Genomic DNA, 18,906 nt, shown 5'->3' on the forward strand with positions numbered 1-18,906 from the left:
AAATGGAGTCAATGATGATTTACATGCCAATTCTTATGGCAGTATTAGGCCTAATTTACATGGGCATTAAAAGATCTTGGGTGATGAAACAACACGCCGGAGATGGAAAAATGAAAGAAATATCAGATCACATTTATGAAGGCGCCCTAGCCTTTTTAAGTGCGGAATATAGACTTCTGGCTATATTCGTGGTCGTTGTAAGTATTCTGCTTGCAATCGTTTCTTTCGTAGTGCCAACAACACATTGGCTAATTGTAATAGCATTTATTTTTGGTGCTGTATTTTCTGCCTACGCAGGTAATATAGGTATGAAAATAGCAACTAAGACCAATGTAAGAACTACACAGGCAGCACGTACAAGTTTGCCTAATGCATTAAAAATATCTTTTGGTGGTGGTACTGTTATGGGACTTGGTGTTGCTGGTTTAGCAGTATTAGGACTTACGATATTCTTTATAGTATTCTTTCAGTTTTTTATGGGCGGTGTTTGGACATCGACTATGGATATGACAATAGTTTTAGAAACCCTTGCAGGTTTCTCTTTAGGTGCAGAGTCTATTGCGTTATTTGCTCGTGTAGGTGGCGGTATTTATACCAAAGCAGCCGATGTAGGTGCAGATTTAGTAGGTAAGGTAGAAGCTGGTATACCAGAAGATGATCCTCGAAACCCAGCTACAATTGCCGATAATGTTGGTGATAACGTAGGTGACGTTGCTGGTATGGGTGCAGATTTATTTGGGTCATATGTAGCAACTGTTTTGGCAGCTATGGTTTTGGGTAACTATGTAATTAAAGATATGGGTGGTAATATTACCGATGCCTTTGGTGGTATCGGACCGATATTATTGCCAATGGCAATTGCAGGTGCAGGTATTATTATATCTATCATCGGTACCATGTTGGTAAAAATAAAAAGCAACGATGCCAAAGAAGCTGAGGTAATGGGTGCTTTGAATATTGGTAACTGGACATCAATTGTTCTGGTTGCAATCTCATGTTTTGGTTTGGTTACTTGGATGTTGCCTGAAACCATGAAAATGGAATTCTTTGGTGAAGGACTTTTAGAAATATCTTCAATGCGTGTATTCTATGCCACTTTGGTAGGTTTAGTAGTAGGTGCAGTGATTTCTTCAGTAACAGAATATTATACAGGATTAGGGAAGTCTCCTATCCTAAAAATTGTACAGCAATCTTCAACAGGTGCGGGTACGAATATTATCGCAGGTTTGGCAACGGGTATGATTTCTACATTCCCATCAGTTTTATTGTTTGCAGGTGCTATTTGGGCATCTTATGCATTTGCAGGTTTTTACGGTGTTGCTTTGGCCGCCTCTGCAATGATGGCAACTACAGCTATGCAATTGGCGATTGATGCCTTCGGGCCAATTTCTGATAACGCAGGTGGTATTGCCGAAATGAGTGAGCAAGAACCTATCGTAAGAGAAAGAACGGATATATTAGATTCTGTAGGTAATACAACTGCGGCTACAGGTAAAGGTTTCGCTATTGCTTCTGCAGCATTAACATCTTTGGCATTATTTGCAGCCTATGTGACTTTCACGGGTATTGATGGTATCAACATATTTAAAGCTCCGGTGTTGGCAATGTTATTTGTTGGTGGTATGGTGCCGGTAGTATTCTCTGCATTGGCAATGAATGCTGTTGGTAAAGCGGCGATGGAAATGGTACAAGAAGTTAGACGTCAGTTTAAAGATATACCTGGTATTATGGAAGGTACAGGTAAGCCTGAATATGATAAATGTGTGGCTATCTCTACAAAAGCTTCTTTGAAAGAAATGATGTTACCTGGTTTATTAACTATCGGTTTTCCGTTGGTCATTGCATTCGTTCCTATGTTATTCGGAATGAACAAATTGGCGATTGCAGAAATGTTAGGTGGTTATATGGCTGGTGTTACCGTATCTGGTGTATTATGGGCAATCTTTCAAAACAATGCCGGTGGTGCTTGGGATAATGCCAAGAAATCATTTGAAGCAGGGGTTGAGATCAATGGTGAAATGACGTATAAAGGTTCAGAAGCGCATAAAGCAGCTGTAACTGGTGATACTGTTGGTGATCCTTTTAAAGATACTTCAGGTCCTTCAATGAACATATTAATTAAATTGACTTGCTTAATAGGGTTGGTAATTGCACCAATATTAGGTGGTCATGCAGAAGAAGGTGTTGCATCGCTAAGTGATACAAAAGAGGTTGCTATAGAAATGAATGTAGAAAGTGCAGATTTGGCAGAAGCTATTGTTACCTATTCTACTACGGTAAATGGTGAGTCAATTACTGAAGAGGTAGTTTATAACGGTACCAAAGCTGAGGTTGAGGCACAATTGCAAGCATTTGAAAATGCAACAATTAAAAAGAAAGGAACCGCTACAGAAATTACTATAGAAAAAGTGGAGATTAATAAACAGTAATTTCATATTTAGAATATAAAAAACCATCAGCATTGCTGATGGTTTTTTGTTTTTCTAGTTCTGTAGTTTGAATGTGATTGGAATAGCAAAAGAAACTTTTACAGCAGAACCTCTTTGTTTACCCGGAGTCATTTTTGGTAATTTAGATAAAATTCTTACGGCTTCTTTTTCTAGTATATCATGCGGACCTCTTTTTCGAATAGCTCCAATAGTACCATCATTGTTAATCATAAATGTAGTATTTACTCTACCTTGAATGTTCATTTCTTGAGCCATTTCTGGGTAACGAAAGTTTTTACGAATATGCTTTTGCATCATGTCATTAAAGCAAGCTCTTTTGTCTTTTTCATTTTCACAACCTGGGAAAACAGGAACTTCTTCAATGGTAATCCAATTTACTTTTACTTCTTCCTCTTCTTCTATAACCTCGAAATCTGATGCGTCTACAACCTCGGTTTCAGTGTTTACTTCAATAGAAATAACTTTAGTTTCTTCAATAGGGTCATCATCCTCGACGATTTCTATTTCAGTTGGTAAAGCTGGTGGTTTAGGTGGTGGGGTAGCTTCTAGTTCGAAAACCGGAATTTCTTCATCTATCGATTCGTCAGTTATGTTAAAAGCTACTTCGTATTCTTTAAGTGGGTCAAATGATTTCCATTCTAAGGCGGTGTATACCATACCTAATACTAATAGTAGTCCGATTACAAAGAACATTCCGCTCTTTTTGTTCAGGTCTTTCTGTGGATTCTTTTTTGGTCTCATAATGTTTGAATTTTAGACTTGCATAAACAAGTAGAGTTATTATTTATTTACTTACTTGTCTAAAACTATAGTAAACCTAAAGGCTGTGAAACGAGTAATGAGTTAACGCTGCTTTTGGGTGAGTGAAAGAGACATTCATTTGAAACAGACGCACAGAATAATTGCTTGTAGGTGGTAAAATCAATAATTCTTGAAATAAAAATTTTAAAGGTTGTTGAAAGACCGTAATTTTAACGTCATGGGTATTTTTAAAAAAGATAAACTTCAAATCATTAATTTTCAGTCCTACGGTAGTGCTAATCGTTTGTATGTAAGGGGTAGGGCAATTGAAGATGAAAATATCGATTTAGATCAAAAAGGTTTTTTCAATTTGATTAAAAATACATGGAAGCGTTTTGAAACCGATGAAATTAAAAATGCTCCTTTAAAAATTACATTTTCTAACGGTGAAACAGTAGAAGGTACTACTGATGGTGATGGTTATTATCTAATTGATGAGAATATAGAGGGGCTTCAAGATTTGGCAAATGATGAAGGTTGGGTAAAATTTGAGCTATCGTTTGGCAATACAAATTTAAAAAGGGAGATACTTCTGCAAAATCGTTTTCCCGGTGAAATGCTAATACCATGTAAGCAAGCCAAATTTGGGGTTATCAGTGATATTGATGATACAATTTTACATACGGGAGTAGTGTCTTCTTTAAAATGGAAGGTCATTATAAACACAATGTTTAAAAGAGCTACTAAGCGGGCTCAGTTAGAAGGAGCATCGGATTTTTATACAAAACTACATCAGGGTAAAACAGGAAACGACGCAAATCCTATTTTTTATGTGAGTCATAGTCCTTGGAATTTGTATAGATATCTTGAACTTTTCTTGAAGACTAATAATTTTCCTAAAGGTCCGGTTTTGTTGCGTAGTATGGCAAGTTTCAAAAGAAGAAAAAAGAGTGATGAAAAGCCGCAGAAGCAAAAAGAAATCAGTAATTTATTAAAATCCTATCCAGAATTACCTTTTATATTAATTGGTGATAGCGGTGAAAAAGATGGTGATATTTATCAAGAGATATCTATGCTTTTTCCGGGTAGAATAAAAGCTATTTATTTACGTAGTGTCAACCACAGCAAACGTATGGCACGTATTGAAAATCTATTTGCAGACTTTAAAGACATACCCTTTCTAATGGTCAATAAAACAGCTGAAGCTATTGATCACGCAAAGAAAAACGGTTTTATATGATTTTATCCCTTACTAATATTTGTAATAGGTACCCATCTGGTTTTATCAAAATCATTTAGGGCATTGATCAATTGAAAGCTTTCAAAATTTTGTAGGTCATCTACAGAAATTCTTTTTTCCGTAATCTTATTTTCATTCAATAATCTGGCTCTACACGTGCCTTCAAGTAGTGGAGTTGATGGAGTTACAATCTGTTTACTATCCTTAAGTAGAATGTTGGCATAAGAAGTGTCTGTAACAAGTCCGTTTTTAATAATTAAAACATCATCAAAGTCTCCTTTTTGCTTATAGAGGTTGTTCAATTTTTTACGGTTGTTCCTTTTTACGTTGTAAGATATGGTGTCATCGCTTACTAGTTTGAGCGAGGAAGGTATGCTGTTTTCATATTTAGAAAAGGAAAATCGCGTACCATGTTGTTTGTAGCCAATTCGCAATTTGTATTTTAAAGTAGGGTCTAAATTGGTCAAATGTATGCCATCGAACAAAGAATAGGTAGGGTGGGTTTTATACTGCTGCATATAAGACCTATTGAATCTAGCCTCATGGTATGCTGCATTCTTGATTTGGCTATTCTCAATACAAACAGATTCAAATAATGGGTACATATATTTTTTCTAAAAGTTCTTGGTATTCCTCTTCCATCTCGCTCAAGTGAGTAATGCCACCGCCACTTTTGTAAAAAAGCTTTTTATTAATTTTTTCAATAAATCGAATGCTAACTGCACTGTCAATTTGGTGTCCGTCAAATACGCCAAAGATTCCGGTATAGAAACCACGTGGTTCAATTTCCGCTTTAGAAATAATTTCTAAAGTTTTCTTTTTTGGCGCTCCGCTTATCGATCCTGCCGGTAATGTTTTTAATAATAAAGAGGCGAAGTTATCTTTCCAGTTCTCAGGTAATTCTCCTTGAATTTCGGTACTGGTCTGTAATAGTTCTTGATCTCCTTTTTTAATTTTATCTACGAATCTAAATTTATTGACCCTTACTTTTTTGGCAATCATAGAAAGATCGTTTCGTATAAGGTCAACGATAGTATTATGCTCGTAAAGTTCTTTTTTATTCGACAATAATAGTTCTTCAGCATTTGGCACATCACTGTTGATAGTACCTTTCATTGGGTACGAGAAAATACTTCCGTTCTTTATTTTGAGATAGCATTCTGGTGAGAAAACAACGAATTTCTCTTTGTAAAGAAGCCTATATGGGGCATGGGCTTTTTGATAAATCTCATTTAAATCTACCGCTGTATTGAGGGCAGTAGGGAACGTAAGATTTAGCAAAAAGCTATTGCCATTATTCAATTCTTGTTTGACGGTGTTGAAAGCTCTTTCGTAAATTTCTTTAGAAACCAATTTTGGTTTTAAATCAAAATCTACACCATCAAGATTAGTTTTAGCAAGATTTTTATCATTACCATTGCCTTTGATGTTGAAGAAGATATTTTCTTTTGCAGCTTCTTCAAAAGTAAAAACCTGTTTTATTGAATTTTCAAAATCAATAATGAATAAAAACGGAATTCTATCTTGAAGAAAGCGAGTAGCTTTTTTTTCAAAATTTTCCATTGGTTTCGAGCTTTGCGAAAGTGAACTTAAAATAGACCGTTAATTTGAGCGTCAATTTTGTTAAGTATGCTACCTAAATCTTCAGGGTTGTCAACAAAATCTAAATCGTCTACATCGATAATCAATAAGTTTCCTTTTTCATATCCATGAATCCAAGCTTCGTAACGTTCGTTCAATCGACTTAAATAGTCAATTGAAATTGTGTTTTCATATTCTCTACCTCTCTTATGAATTTGCTTCACCAAGTTAGGGATTGAACTACGCAGGTAAATTAAAAGATCTGGCGGGTCCACTAAGGTCTCCATCAAATCAAATAAACTAGAATAGTTCTGAAAATCTCTATTAGTCATTAGACCCATAGCATGTAGGTTGGGTGCAAAAATATGTGCATCCTCATAAATAGTTCTATCCTGAATTATTTCTTTACCACTTTCTTTAATTTGAAGAATTTGGCGGTACCTACTGTTTAAAAAGTATATCTGAAGATTAAAACTCCAGCGTTCCATCTGATTGTAAAAATCATCTAAATACGGGTTCTCAACAACATCTTCATAATGAGCTTCCCATTTATAATGTTTTGAAAGTAATCTAGTTAGGGTTGTTTTTCCGGCACCGATATTTCCGGCAACTGCTATGTGCATAGAATTAAATTAATTAATGGTTGTGTTCTTATTTTCAAACAATGTTCGATGGTACAAGATACAAGATAACTACAGGAAGTAAAAACATATTTGTTGTATGGCATAAAAATAATTACCTCAATTCATTTATTAACAGAAAATGATTAAACCAAAACCAAAAAATGGTGTCATACTACGGAATTTAATTTTGGAACATGATAAAATATAAGTGGTTAATAGGTTTTATAATGGTTTTTATGGGCGTTACCATTCAAGCGCAAGATTTTCAAGGTAAAGCGGTATATCAGAGTAAAACACAGGTAAATTTCGATTTTGGGAACAGAAATATTCCTGAGGATAGAAAAAAAGAAATGATGGAGCGTATTAAAAAGGCAAATGAAAAAACCTTTGTACTCAATTTCAATCAAACAGCATCAATTTACGAAGAAGAAGAAAAATTAGAACAACCAGGTGAAAGAGGTGGAGGTCGAGGTCCAAGATTTGGTGCAATGGCAGGTACTGATGGAGATTTATATAAAAATATAAAAGATCAGCGGTACTTGATAAAGAATGAGCTTCTAGGTAAAATTTTCTTGATTGATGATGAATTAGAGGCGCTAGAGTGGAAAATGGGTACCGAATCTAAGAAGATAGGTAATTATACTGCGTCTAAAGCTACTGCTACAAAAACGATAAAGCGACCGAATATGAGTGCGATTTTCAGAAGACCAGGTAGGGAAGACGAAAATAAGGATGAGGCGAAAAAAGAAGATGAATTTACTATAAAAGAGGTAGAGATTGTAGCGTGGTATACGCCTGAAGTTCCAATAAATCAAGGTCCGGGATTATACTGGGGATTACCTGGTTTAATATTAGCGGTAAACGATGATATCACAACGATTGTATGTTCTGAGATTACCATGAATCCTTCTGAGAAAATTGAAATAAAAGCACCAAGTAAAGGTAAAAAGGTAACTCAATCTGAGTATGATGAAATCTCTCAAGAAAAGATGAAAGAGATGCGTGAGAATTTTAGAAACCGTGGCGGTCGTGGTGGCGGTAGACCAAACTAAATAAGTACTTCATAATTCATTCTTTTTTATAGCTTTCACATGAAAAATAAAGTGCTTTTTATACTATTACTACTAGTGGCAACAATTGGTTCATCTCAAGAAATATCGTTGTCAGGTTCCGTAAAAGATAGCTTGGGAGTTGGTGTAGATATGGCAAATGTAATTGCTATAAATACAGCGACACAAGGATTGGAATCTTACGGAATTACCAACCATGCGGGACTCTTTAAATTGAAATTGAAAACAGGGGAACAGTATACGGTAAAAGTGACTTACTTAGGCTTTAAACCAGAATCGTTCACATTTACTGCTGGTGAGCAAGATGCTGTCAAAGATATTGTAATGCAAGAGCAAGCGGCACAATTAGATGAGGTAGATGTTACTTATGAGATGCCGGTTTCGGTTAAGGGGGATACCATTGTGTATGATACAGATGCCTTTGTTTCCGGTACAGAAAAGAAGTTGAAAGATGTTTTAGAAAACCTTCCGGGAATTGAAATAAACGATGATGGCCAAATAGAGGTAGAAGGTAAGACCGTGAGTAAGATCATGGTAGAAGGTAAAGATTTTTTCGATGGTGATACGAAGTTGGCGGTAGAGAATATTCCGGCGAATGCTTTAAGTAAAGTAGAGGTATTGCGAAATTTTAATGAAGTTTCCCAAATGAAAGGGCTTACCAATGATGACGATAATGTGGCTTTAAATATAAAGTTGAAAGAGGGGAAAAAGAATTTTTGGTTCGGAGAAATAACGGCAGGCTATGGACCTGATGATCGATATTTAGCATATCCTAAGTTATTCTACTACAGTCCTAAATACAGCATAAATATCATAACAGATTTAAACAATATAGGTGAAGTGCCATTTACCCGTAACGATTATCGAAATTTTACAGGCGGATTCAGAAATTTGAATTCAAGAGGAGGAAGTTCCATTTCTACCGGTGCGGATGCATTAGGACTTTCTTCAGCACAGAACAATAGAGCTAATGATATTGATACCAAATTTGCAGCAGCTAATTTTAGTTATGCGCCAATGGATGGTTTGGATTTAAGCGGATTTGGAATATACTCGTACACTGGTACACTCATGAAATCTGAAGGAACTACTTCTTATATTGCCAGTAACGATATTGAAAGTACAACTACGAATACAGACCAGACCATACATTTAGGTTTGGCAAAGTTGAGCGCTAAATACAAACCTAATGAAGATTTTCAGTTAGATTATGATGCATTGCTAAAACAGTCAGACGATACAGAGGAAGTCAATGTACTTTCCATTTCCTCTATTACCGATGAAATTGACGAAGTAAAAAAGCAAAAACCCTTATCTGTAAATCAGAATTTAAATATCTACTACACTTTAAACGAAAAAAATATATTTGCGATAGAGGCGCAATATTTATATGCCGATGAAGATCCTTTTTATGAAGCAATACGAAACGAATTTGCCTTTGTTGATATTTTTCCGGTAGATGAAACGCAAGACTTATATAATATCAATCAAGCAAAAACCGTAGTAACCAATAAGGTCGATGCCAAGGTAGATTATTATAGGGTTCTAGGTACAAAGAGTAACATCAATCTAACATTAGGTACTACACAAAGCAATCAGAACTTTAATTCTAACATTTTTCAGATATTAGATAATGAAGATGTGTTAAATATGAGCGGAGATGAATTTGTTAATAAAGTAGCGTTTCATGTTTCTGATATTTATGCGGGTCTACATTATAAAGTTATTTCGGGCATATTTACTTTTAATCCCGGTATAACCTTGCATCAGTTCAATGTTAAGAATGAACAATTAGGTACTGTGGTAGAAGATAATTTAACGTCTTTGTTGCCTGATTTGTATATTAATGCGCAACTGAAGAAATCAGAAAACCTTCGCTTTAATTATCGTGTAACCCGTTCGTTTACAGATGTCAGTAATTTTGCACAAGGTTATGTGCTCAACAATTACAATTCGTTGTATAGCGGTAATCGAGATTTAGAAAGTGCGTTGAACCATAATGTATCGCTTAATTTTTTTAGCTTTAATATGTTCAATTTCACTAATATTTTTGCTAACGTAGCATATACCAAAAGAATAGATGCCTTAAAAAGTGGAGTGAATATTATAGGTATTAATAGGGTGAGTAGTACTATTAATTCAAATTTTGACGATGAGTCTTTAACCGCAAGCGGAAAGTATGAACGTATCTTTGGTAAAATAAAAGCATCTGTTCAAGGTAATTTGGGTTGGTCAACTACTAATAATCTGGTTGATGATACGCAACGTACCTCAAACTCATTGACGCAGAATTATAATGCAGCTCTTTCTACTAATTTTAAAGACGCTCCTAATTTAGAATTAGGCTATAGGTACACTGTAAATAATTATGAGAATGGAGATTTAGAAACCACATTTTATACGAGCAGACCCTATGCTCGTTTTGATGCCAGTTTTTTAAAGAACTTCATATTTACGGTAGATTATGATTATTATAATTATACCGATGACGCAGATACTATTTCTAATACCTATAGTTTTTTAGAATCTGACTTAACATACCAGAAAAAAGATAGCCGCTGGGAATACGGAATAAAAGGCACTAATTTATTAAACACTACTACATTAAATAGAGATAGTACCAACGAATTATTCTTTAGTACACAAGCCTATTTTGTACAACCTAGATATCTATTAATGTCTGTGAAGTATGATCTTTAATTCTAGCAGATTTATACTTAGAATTATCAATTCATTTAATTGAGTCAATAAATAACATCATATTAAGAATTGAACAGAACATTTTTTCTATTTTTGCATCTGAATTAAAAAAGTGAGGAGGGATTTGACTGATTGCAACCTCTGTTTTAGCCTTAGGGTATAAAGCGAAAAAAATGCTAAAGCAGTTGATGTTGATATCACTTCACATCATACTTCTTTTCGGCATTCATTCAAATCCTTTGAAAAAAAAAGATTGTTATGCCATATTTATTTACATCAGAATCTGTTAGTGAAGGACATCCGGACAAAGTTGCGGATCAAATTAGTGACGCGTTATTAGATAATTTTCTTGCCTTTGATCCAGAAAGTAAAGTTGCTTGCGAGACATTAGTAACAACTGGTCAAGTAGTATTAGCGGGAGAAGTGAAAAGTGATACCTATTTAGATGTACAGAACATTGCCCGTGAAGTCATCAATAAAATAGGATATACAAAAGGAGAATACCAATTTAGCGGCGATTCTTGCGGAGTGATATCGTTGATACATGAGCAGTCTCAAGACATTAACCAAGGTGTAGACCGTGGTTCAAAAGAAGAGCAAGGTGCCGGTGATCAAGGTATGATGTTTGGTTATGCAACTAGCGAGACCGAGAACTACATGCCATTAGCTTTGGATATTTCGCACAAAATTCTACATACTTTGGCAGAAATGCGTCGCGAGAATAAAGAGATTTCTTATCTAAGGCCAGATGCAAAAGCACAGGTTACTATAGAATATTCAGATGCCAATGAGCCAATACGTATAGATACTATTGTAGTTTCTACCCAGCACGATGCTTTTGATGCAGATGATGAAAAAATGTTAGCGAAAATTAAGTCTGACATTATTTCAATTTTAATACCTAGAGTAAAAGCACAATTACCTGTAGATACTCAGAAATTGTTTGATGATCAGATCAAATATCATATAAACCCAACAGGTAAGTTCGTTATTGGTGGTCCACATGGCGATACCGGTTTAACAGGTCGTAAGATCATTGTTGATACATACGGTGGTAAAGGAGCTCACGGTGGTGGTGCTTTTAGTGGCAAAGACCCAAGTAAAGTAGACCGTAGTGCAGCTTATGCAGCACGTCATGCAGCGAAGAATTTGGTAGCTGCAGGTGTAGCAACTGAGATTTTGGTACAAGTTAGTTATGCTATTGGTGTTGTAGAACCTACATCTATTTATGTGGATACCTACGGGACATCTAAAGTTGGGTTGAGTGATGGAGACATTGCCAAGAAAGTAGCGCAGTTGTTTGACATGAGACCCTTTGCTATTGAAGATCGATTAAAACTTAGAAACCCAATTTACCTAGAAACCGCAGCATACGGGCACATGGGTAAACAGCCAACAACTGTTACAAAGGTTTTTGAATCGCCATATAATGGTCGTATCGAAAAAGAAGTGGAATTATTCACTTGGGAAAAATTAGATAAAGTAGCAGAGATAAAGTCGGCATTTAATTTATAGATTTTACTGCGAGTGCAGCGAATCTATTTATTTGTAATGGAGATGAATACTTTGTTGTTGTTTACATTTTGATTTTCAAATTATTAAAGGGTGAAGTCAAGTTAATATGTTTTCTCAAATAAAATTAAGTATTTAAAAATGCCTCGTGTTTCACGGGGCATTTTTTTGTCTCAAAATTACCTCACAAGCCAATTAACACCCATTCACAACAAGTTGGCATACTTTGACCACATAATCTATTTTGTAAGAAAAGGATTACATATATTTGAAATGTAATAATTAGAGAATCCCAAATCTCGCCACCTACAAAGATGAAATATATACTAGTTGTACAAACAAAAAACGGACAGAAACAAGTTTAGTTGAAGCCCCAAAAGTCAGCTTAATTTTAAATCTGTTTAAGGTATTGAATCTTTGAAAACCTATTAAAGTAATAACTTAACCTACGAATGCCATGTCATTACCCCACAGAATCTCTCTTGCAATTTTAGCTTGCATCATATTACAATCTTGCTCAAAAGAAACCGACCTAATTTCTGAGTATGTTGTTTTAGATGCAGACAAAACCGAATATCGTTCGGTGAAAATTTATTCGGATTTTGAAATTCAAAAATCTGAAAAAACAGTTGCATTAATTCCTTTTTCTGATTAAATTCCAACACACTAAACATTAACCAAATGAAAAAACAACTACTCCAAGAAACTACTGTTCAAGAATATAAAAGCGATTTTTTTACGGGCATACTTATGCTTGTTAGAAAGTTGTTCATGGTATAATCTTGTTTACAATTGTTTCATAAATGCTATCGTCTGATAGTATTTATGAAACAATTTTTCCTTCTAAATAACACTGCTTGTTTTTTAAATTATATTGAGTCTGCCTAGTAATCGGTATTATGTAGTTGATAGACTATGACGTAATTTGGTATACTTCAACTTAGGTATTCAGATAAGTCAAAATTTTCCTGCGTCTACCTGTCCATAAATCTTCAAAAATCGAGTAAACTTTCTTAGCTTTAAGAATTCAAATTCTTAAGACATGCCGAAGATTACCATCAAACACTTTTTTACCTTTATTTTACTAGCTACAGTGCTTGTTTCCTGTAGAAAAACAGCACCTAAAGTAGCAGACACAGAAGTATCTGATACCTACGTTGCAGACAATTACACTAAAAAGGAAGTCGATATCACCATGCGTGACGGCATTAAACTGCACACTACGGTGTATTCGCCAAAAGATACTTCAAAAGAATACCCGATTATCATGCAACGAACTCCCTATAGTTCACAACCATACGGAGAAGGTGAATTCAAGACAAAAATTGCTCCGAATATTCACATGATGCAAGATGGCTATATTGTCGTTTACCAAGATGTTCGTGGGCGATGGTTAAGCGAAGGTCATTATGAAAACATGCGTGCTTTTAATCCGAATAAAAAATCAGAAAAAGATATTGATGAAAGCTCTGATACCTATGATACGATAGACTGGCTGGTAAACAATGTAGAAAATAATAATGGTAATGTGGGTATATGGGGAATTTCATATCCTGGTTACTATTCTACGTATGCCGTTGTAGATGCACACCCGGCATTAAAAGCAGCGTCTCCACAGGCAAGTATTGCAGATTTCTTTTTCGATGATTTTCACCATAACGGAGCATATTTGTTGAGTTATTTTAGGGCAACATCATTATTCGGTACTCCTAGACCAGATGGCGATAAGCCTATTGATACGGCATGGTATACACTACCAGATTTACCGACCGAAGATCAGTACCAATTCTTTTTAGATGAAGGTCCGTTGAAAAATTTAGATCGCTTTTTTGAATATGAAACTACAGATACGCCACGTATGGCAAAAGAAGGTGTAACCGACGATTATTTCTGGAACGAGCTAAAGCAACATCCTAATTATGATGATATGTGGCAGAGTAAGGGCTTAATTCAGCATTTAAAGAATGTAAAACCAACGGTAGCGACTATGGTTGTTGCGGGGGAGTTTGATGCCGAAGATTTATACGGACCGTTAGAGACCTACAAGAATATTGAAAAGTACAATGTCGATAATTACAACACTTTAGTTTTCGGACCATGGGATCATGGGGCTTGGGCACGAAGAAAAGGGCAGAATATTGTAGGTAATTATTACTTCGGTGATGGTATTTCAGAGTTTTTTCAAGAGAATATAGAAGCCAAATTCTTTGACCATTTTTTAAAAGGAAGCGGAGATAAAAATAGCGGATTACCGGAAGCCTACGTTTTCGATACAGGAAGAAAAGATTGGAAAACTTACGATACCTGGCCACCAGCAGATGTAGTCAAAAAAGATATGTATTTATCTCCAAATCAAGAACTGGCCTTTGAGCCAAAAGCAGTTGAAGAAGTGAAGTTTATAAGTGATATTAAAAAACCAGTGCCTTATTCAGAAGATATTAAAACGGTATTTACCCCAAGAAAATACATGACAGACGATCAGCGTTTTGCGGCTCGCCGTGGCGATGTATTGGTTTTTGAAACGGAAGTGATGGAAAATGATTTGACTTTGGCAGGCGATATTCTTGCGAAGCTAAAAGTGGCCACCACAGGTACTGCAGCAGATTGGATTGTAAAAATCATTGACGTACACCCAGCCGATGAGCCAGCGTATGAAGGAATGCAAGACCACTTAAAAATGAGTAACTATCATTTAATGGTTCGTAGCGAAGTATTGCGTGGGCGTTTTAGAAATAGCTTTGCGGACCCAGAGCCATTTGTAGCCAACCAAAAGACAGATGTTACTATTAAGTTGCAAGATGTATTCCATACCATCAAAAAAGGGCATAAGCTACAAGTGCAAGTACAAAGCACCTGGTTTCCGTTGATAGATTTAAATCCGCAGACCTATGTAGATAATATTTTCAACGCAGATGAGTCAGATTTTAAAACTCAAACACATACGGTTTTTACAGATTCTAGTATTGAGTTTTCTGTGTTGGAGTAGGGTGTAATATATAATAAAAGCATATCGATTTTAATAGTTTAGATTATTTGCTCAAATGGCGTATCTAAATATTCTTCTAAATCGGGATTGTCATCTATTATAAGTTTGCATTCTTTTGATAACTTTCTAGAGAATGATCTAATTGCAGTATTAGGGGACTCGTCTCCTTTTACAGCTGGATTTTTATAAATTAAATCGGAATGTGATGGGTTCCCTTTTGAGTCTACGTTGACCTCGATGTAAGGGGCAAGATATAAGTTGTTTTCGTCAAGAGGAGTTGAGAATAATTTAGCTTCGAATTCACTCCTGTCATTTAATACATAATTTTTTTTTACTTTTTCGAAAGTAGATTTTCTGAAAATGACAAAACCAATATAAGCTCTATTTATAGCTACTTTTTTAGCAAATGATTTACATGTTTTTTCATTGCAATATAAACTTCGCTGAAGTGAAACGCCACCTTGGTTTGGTAAGAATATATCCTTCGAAATCAATTTATGTTCATTAGCTATTTTATTTTTAAAATTACGGTCAAAAATAAAATGGACTAAGATTTCATCGTCATCAATGTTTTTTGGTATTAATATTGGCATTTAAGCAGATAAAAAACTTGATAAATCTTTCAATAATTCATTTTTTGATTCTTGGAAATTTAAGGAATCAACTTGCTTGTTATCAGTTCCATTTACTTCAATAAAGTAACCCAATTCTTTAGCGCCAATTTCTAATGAAAATGCATTGTCAACATCTTTTTCCCAATCAAAAACAACCGTGCCATATGGAGTGCTATAGACGTTGTCAAAATCTAATTGTTCTATAACGCTTGGGTAAAGATTATCAATGAATAAATAGCATTGAGAAAGAACATCAGAAGATATTCTTGTTGTTTTGTCAGGGGAATTGAATAAATGAAATATTTGAATCTTTAATAAATCTGATTTATCATTTTTTTCTATTCCTGTAAAATGATAAGTACTTTTTAAATCTATTAATTCTTCTTCGTAAAGCAAGGTTTCAACTTTAATACTGTTTTTATTTAGAGAACTGTATTTTTCTATTTCTGGATTTAAAGCAAGTAGACTAGTTAATAATGCCATAATTATTTTAATTTAATTAAATCCTGACAATCTTTGGTCAAAATATCTCTAAGGATTTTTTTGTTTTCTTGATGTGCCAAATCAAATAAGCTACTGAATTTATTATTTAATTTTAAATCACTAAACAATTTAATATCTCCAAATAAACTAGCATATTGATGATCTACAATAATTCTTTTAATATCATTATTAAAAGATATTTCAGTTTTTTCTTCGTAAGGTATACCATTTAGGTCGTTACCTTGTGAAATTAAAACTAACGTTCCATTTTTTGAAGCTAAAAATTTTTTATTTAAAAGTTCGGAATCAATATTGAAAATAACATCAACAGGAATTTTTTCATTTCGGTTAGTCCAAATAAACTCGTCTCTATAGTTAAGACTTATAGCTTCAACATAAAAGTCATTTGTAGTTGAGAATGCATCTAAATCCGAATCTAATGTATTTTTAAACGACTCCCAATTGATATATTTTCTATTCTCTAAAGAAATTATGGATTGGTTTTCTTTATTGTTTTCTAGTTTAAAAATATTATTAATTGAACCTATATCATCATAATTTTCAAAAACAAATCCTTTAATTTGTTCATTTGTAATGCCAAGACTATTATTATTTATATTAATAGTTGTAGCTTTCATTAACCCTTTTTTTGGATAATTTTCAAAACCTTTATTAATTTTTGTTTTTTCAAAAATATCTTGAGGTTTCAAAAATGCTTGAGGGATAAAAACAGATGCTACAGCTTTACTGATTGCATGGTTTTCAGAAATAGGTTTTAAAAACTCTATCATTAATTTGGAATAAAATTGAGTGCGAATTTAACTATTTATTTAAAATTAAATAAAATTGATTAATTTTTTAAGATGAGAATAAAATTTTAAGGTATTTAACATGTTTTGATAACTTGTTTTTTTAAAGATAAGTAATAATCAAATTCCATTAATAACAATAACGAAAGTTTAGTGATTTAATTTTTTTAATTAGAGATTTTGGGAATTTCCCAGTAATTTTTTATTAGAATACTATTTGACTTCTGTGTTGATGAAATTTATAGATACAAACAATTTAAGCATTTTTAATACCATTCAATCTCACCAAACAACAACCAAAATGAATAAACTAATCTTAATCATAGCAGGTGTACTTTTCCTGTTGCCAATTAGTAGCGAAGCTCAAAAAAACAAAAAGAAAAAGCCCAATATCATTTTCATTATGTCGGATGATCATGCGTATCAGGCAATTAGCGCGTATGATGATAAACTGTTGAACACACCCAATATTGATCGTTTAGCAAAAGAAGGTATGTTGTTTACGAATGCGAGTGTTACCAACTCCATTTGTGCACCATCACGAGCAACAATATTAACAGGTAAGCATACGCATATTAATGGAAAAGTAGATAATTACTTTCCGTTCGATACCACGCAAGTCACCTTTCCGCAAATATTTAAAGAGAATGGGTACAAGACAGCTATGTTCGGCAAACTTCACTTTGGGAACAATCCGAAAGGGGTAGATGAATTCATGATCCTGCCAGGGCAGGGACATTATATTAATCCCGATTTTATTGTAACCAATGGCGATACCATTACCAAGCAAGGGTATGTAACCGATATTATTACAGATGTATCTTTAGATTGGTTAAAGAAAGAAGCGTCTAACGACGAACCGTTTATGATGATGTATTTGCATAAAGCACCGCATCGCCCTTGGTGGCCAAGACCAGATAAGTTTAAGGAATTCACTAAGAAAACATTCCCCGAGCCAGAAACACTTTTTGATGATTATAGCAATAGAGGTTCTGCTGCAAAAACAGCAGAAATGAATTTGTTGACTCACATGATGTATAGTCATGATAGTAAAATAAGACCGGAGACTTTAGCTAAAATGGAAGGCAAGGTTTTTCCTGTGGTAGAAGAATATCCGAATAGTTTTTATGGTCCGTATGACCGTGCTACGGCTGAGCAAAAAGCATTGTATGATCCAATCTTAGATTCTATCAATGACTTTTTCTATGAGAATTGGCCGAAAATGAACGATACCGAGAAAATGAAATGGAAGTACCAGAGATATATGCAAGATTACCTAGGTAGCATTTCTTCGGTAGATGATAACGTAGGTCGATTGTTAGATTATTTAGATGAAACTGGATTGGCAGAAAATACTATTGTTATCTACACATCTGACCAAGGTTTTTACTTAGGCGAGCATGGTTGGTTCGATAAGCGATTTATTTATGACGAATCTTTTAAGACTCCGTTATTGGTGCGTTGGCCAAATGTGGTGAAGCCAGGATCTGTAGAAAATGAAATGGTACAGAATTTAGACTTTGCACAAACCATGTTAGAAGCAGTGGGTATTAAACCTCCAAGTGATATGCAGGGGGAAAGTTTAATTCCGTTATTAAAAGGTAAGAAAGACAAGTGGACACGTGATGCTGTGTATTATCAGTATTATGAATATCCGTCTGTACATATGGTAAAACGTCATTACGGATTGGTTAACAAAGAATTTAAGCTTGTGCATTTCTACTATGATGTTGACGAATGGGAATTGTACGATAGGTTAAATGATCCCAATGAAATGAACAATGTCTACCATGATCCTGCATACGCAGCTACCGTTAAAAAGTTGACAGCAGATTTAATAGAAATGAGAAAGTACTATAAAGATTCTCCTGAGCAAGATCAGAAATACATAGATATGTACAAGAGTGCTGGGATGATTGAATAGTTGTTGGTTGTTAGTTGTCGGTTGTTGGAAAAAATGTCAGTTCGAGTGCTTTTGACCTAATTTTTCATTAGGACAAAAGTGTATCGAGAACCAGGTAGTTGATAAGTTTGCTAGTTGCCTTGAAGCCCACAGAAAACTAACAACAAAACCTCAAATTATATATTTTTCATAAA

General features: G+C 34.5%; 15 protein-coding genes. 8 read left to right on the plus strand and 7 right to left on the minus strand.

The window, feature by feature from the left end; translation table 11 throughout:
* Positions 1 to 2: 2 nt before the first annotated feature.
* Entirely contained in the window at positions 3 to 2,429 is a 2,427-nt protein-coding gene (locus tag Q0871_RS15125) for a sodium-translocating pyrophosphatase (RefSeq protein WP_299325261.1), read from the plus strand.
* Between the two features lie 54 nt (positions 2,430 to 2,483).
* On the opposite strand, the gene Q0871_RS15130 is transcribed toward Q0871_RS15125, so the two are convergent.
* Positions 2,484 to 3,191: an energy transducer TonB gene (locus Q0871_RS15130; RefSeq protein WP_299325262.1), complete on the minus strand. Its 708-nt coding sequence runs from the start codon at positions 3,189 to 3,191 to the stop codon at positions 2,484 to 2,486.
* A gap of 238 nt (positions 3,192 to 3,429) precedes the next feature.
* Between Q0871_RS15130 and Q0871_RS15135 the strand changes: the two genes are divergently transcribed.
* Positions 3,430 to 4,431 (plus strand): App1 family protein, encoded by a 1,002-nt coding sequence (locus Q0871_RS15135; protein WP_299325263.1) that lies wholly within the window; start codon positions 3,430 to 3,432, stop codon positions 4,429 to 4,431.
* Positions 4,432 to 4,433: 2 nt separating this feature from the next.
* Here the strand turns inward: Q0871_RS15135 and Q0871_RS15140 are convergent, their stop codons facing one another.
* Genes Q0871_RS15140 through Q0871_RS15150 form a run of 3 tightly spaced genes read right to left on the minus strand, consistent with a single transcriptional unit; the run spans position 4,434 to position 6,635 of the window.
* Positions 4,434 to 5,036: an aminotransferase class IV gene (locus tag Q0871_RS15140; RefSeq protein WP_299325264.1), complete on the minus strand. Its 603-nt coding sequence runs from the start codon at positions 5,034 to 5,036 to the stop codon at positions 4,434 to 4,436.
* Positions 5,020 to 5,994: an aminodeoxychorismate synthase component I gene (locus Q0871_RS15145; protein ID WP_299325265.1), complete on the minus strand. Its 975-nt coding sequence runs from the start codon at positions 5,992 to 5,994 to the stop codon at positions 5,020 to 5,022. Before Q0871_RS15145 ends, Q0871_RS15140 begins: the two co-directional genes overlap by 17 nt.
* 26 nt (positions 5,995 to 6,020) lie before the next feature.
* A complete protein-coding gene (locus tag Q0871_RS15150) occupies positions 6,021 to 6,635 on the minus strand; it encodes a deoxynucleoside kinase (protein WP_073247082.1) in 615 nt (204 codons plus the stop codon).
* A gap of 194 nt (positions 6,636 to 6,829) precedes the next feature.
* Between Q0871_RS15150 and Q0871_RS15155 the strand changes: the two genes are divergently transcribed.
* From Q0871_RS15155 to Q0871_RS15175, 5 genes are all read left to right on the plus strand, one after another.
* Positions 6,830 to 7,687, plus strand: coding sequence for a GLPGLI family protein (locus tag Q0871_RS15155; protein WP_299325266.1), 858 nt, complete (start codon positions 6,830 to 6,832; stop codon positions 7,685 to 7,687).
* 39 nt (positions 7,688 to 7,726) lie between these two features.
* The gene (locus Q0871_RS15160) at positions 7,727 to 10,405 is read left to right on the plus strand and encodes a TonB-dependent receptor (RefSeq protein WP_299325267.1); all 2,679 of its coding nucleotides are present in this window, start codon (positions 7,727 to 7,729) and stop codon (positions 10,403 to 10,405) included.
* Positions 10,406 to 10,663: 258 nt separating this feature from the next.
* The gene (metK, locus tag Q0871_RS15165) at positions 10,664 to 11,920 is read left to right on the plus strand and encodes a methionine adenosyltransferase (RefSeq protein WP_299325268.1); all 1,257 of its coding nucleotides are present in this window, start codon (positions 10,664 to 10,666) and stop codon (positions 11,918 to 11,920) included.
* A 454-nt stretch (positions 11,921 to 12,374) separates the two neighbouring features.
* Positions 12,375 to 12,572 carry a hypothetical protein gene (locus Q0871_RS15170; protein ID WP_299325269.1) on the plus strand — a complete coding sequence of 66 codons (198 nt, stop codon included), beginning with the start codon at positions 12,375 to 12,377 and terminating at the stop codon, positions 12,570 to 12,572.
* Positions 12,573 to 12,959: 387 nt separating this feature from the next.
* Positions 12,960 to 14,903, plus strand: a complete 1,944-nt coding sequence (locus tag Q0871_RS15175; protein WP_299325270.1) for a CocE/NonD family hydrolase — start codon at positions 12,960 to 12,962, stop codon at positions 14,901 to 14,903.
* 38 nt (positions 14,904 to 14,941) lie between these two features.
* Here the strand turns inward: Q0871_RS15175 and Q0871_RS15180 are convergent, their stop codons facing one another.
* The 3 genes from Q0871_RS15180 to Q0871_RS15190 are packed head-to-tail and all read right to left on the minus strand — an operon-like array spanning position 14,942 to position 16,791.
* Complete coding sequence (locus Q0871_RS15180; RefSeq protein ID WP_299325271.1) at positions 14,942 to 15,496, minus strand: hypothetical protein; 555 nt, start codon at positions 15,494 to 15,496, stop codon at positions 14,942 to 14,944.
* A complete protein-coding gene (locus Q0871_RS15185) occupies positions 15,497 to 16,000 on the minus strand; it encodes a hypothetical protein (RefSeq protein ID WP_299325272.1) in 504 nt (167 codons plus the stop codon).
* Positions 16,001 to 16,002: 2 nt separating this feature from the next.
* Positions 16,003 to 16,791, minus strand: a complete 789-nt coding sequence (locus tag Q0871_RS15190; protein ID WP_299325273.1) for a TIGR04255 family protein — start codon at positions 16,789 to 16,791, stop codon at positions 16,003 to 16,005.
* Between the two features lie 319 nt (positions 16,792 to 17,110).
* On the opposite strand from Q0871_RS15190, the gene Q0871_RS15195 reads away from it, so the two are divergent.
* Positions 17,111 to 18,733, plus strand: a complete 1,623-nt coding sequence (locus Q0871_RS15195; protein WP_299325274.1) for a sulfatase — start codon at positions 17,111 to 17,113, stop codon at positions 18,731 to 18,733.
* Positions 18,734 to 18,906 lie beyond the last annotated feature (173 nt).

The organism is uncultured Maribacter sp. (assembly GCF_947500985.1).
Taxonomy (GTDB): domain Bacteria; phylum Bacteroidota; class Bacteroidia; order Flavobacteriales; family Flavobacteriaceae; genus Maribacter.

Bases quoted from the DNA above. Each gene is read 5' to 3' on its own strand.
- Q0871_RS15145 (WP_299325265.1), bottom strand. From the start codon at position 5,994: ATGGAAAATTTTGAAAAAAAAGCTACTCGCTTTCTTCAAGATAGAATT.
- Q0871_RS15135 (WP_299325263.1), top strand. From the start codon at position 3,430: ATGGGTATTTTTAAAAAAGATAAACTTCAAATCATTAATTTTCAGTCC.
- Q0871_RS15170 (WP_299325269.1), top strand. From the start codon at position 12,375: ATGTCATTACCCCACAGAATCTCTCTTGCAATTTTAGCTTGCATCATA.
- Q0871_RS15185 (WP_299325272.1), bottom strand. From the start codon at position 16,000: ATGGCATTATTAACTAGTCTACTTGCTTTAAATCCAGAAATAGAAAAA.
- metK (WP_299325268.1), top strand. From the start codon at position 10,664: ATGCCATATTTATTTACATCAGAATCTGTTAGTGAAGGACATCCGGAC.
- Q0871_RS15190 (WP_299325273.1), bottom strand. From the start codon at position 16,791: ATGATAGAGTTTTTAAAACCTATTTCTGAAAACCATGCAATCAGTAAA.
- Q0871_RS15125 (WP_299325261.1), top strand. From the start codon at position 3: ATGGAGTCAATGATGATTTACATGCCAATTCTTATGGCAGTATTAGGC.
- Q0871_RS15180 (WP_299325271.1), bottom strand. From the start codon at position 15,496: ATGCCAATATTAATACCAAAAAACATTGATGACGATGAAATCTTAGTC.
- Q0871_RS15155 (WP_299325266.1), top strand. From the start codon at position 6,830: ATGATAAAATATAAGTGGTTAATAGGTTTTATAATGGTTTTTATGGGC.
- Q0871_RS15175 (WP_299325270.1), top strand. From the start codon at position 12,960: ATGCCGAAGATTACCATCAAACACTTTTTTACCTTTATTTTACTAGCT.
- Q0871_RS15160 (WP_299325267.1), top strand. From the start codon at position 7,727: ATGAAAAATAAAGTGCTTTTTATACTATTACTACTAGTGGCAACAATT.
- Q0871_RS15150 (WP_073247082.1), bottom strand. From the start codon at position 6,635: ATGCACATAGCAGTTGCCGGAAATATCGGTGCCGGAAAAACAACCCTA.
- Q0871_RS15130 (WP_299325262.1), bottom strand. From the start codon at position 3,191: ATGAGACCAAAAAAGAATCCACAGAAAGACCTGAACAAAAAGAGCGGA.
- Q0871_RS15195 (WP_299325274.1), top strand. From the start codon at position 17,111: ATGAATAAACTAATCTTAATCATAGCAGGTGTACTTTTCCTGTTGCCA.
- Q0871_RS15140 (WP_299325264.1), bottom strand. From the start codon at position 5,036: ATGTACCCATTATTTGAATCTGTTTGTATTGAGAATAGCCAAATCAAG.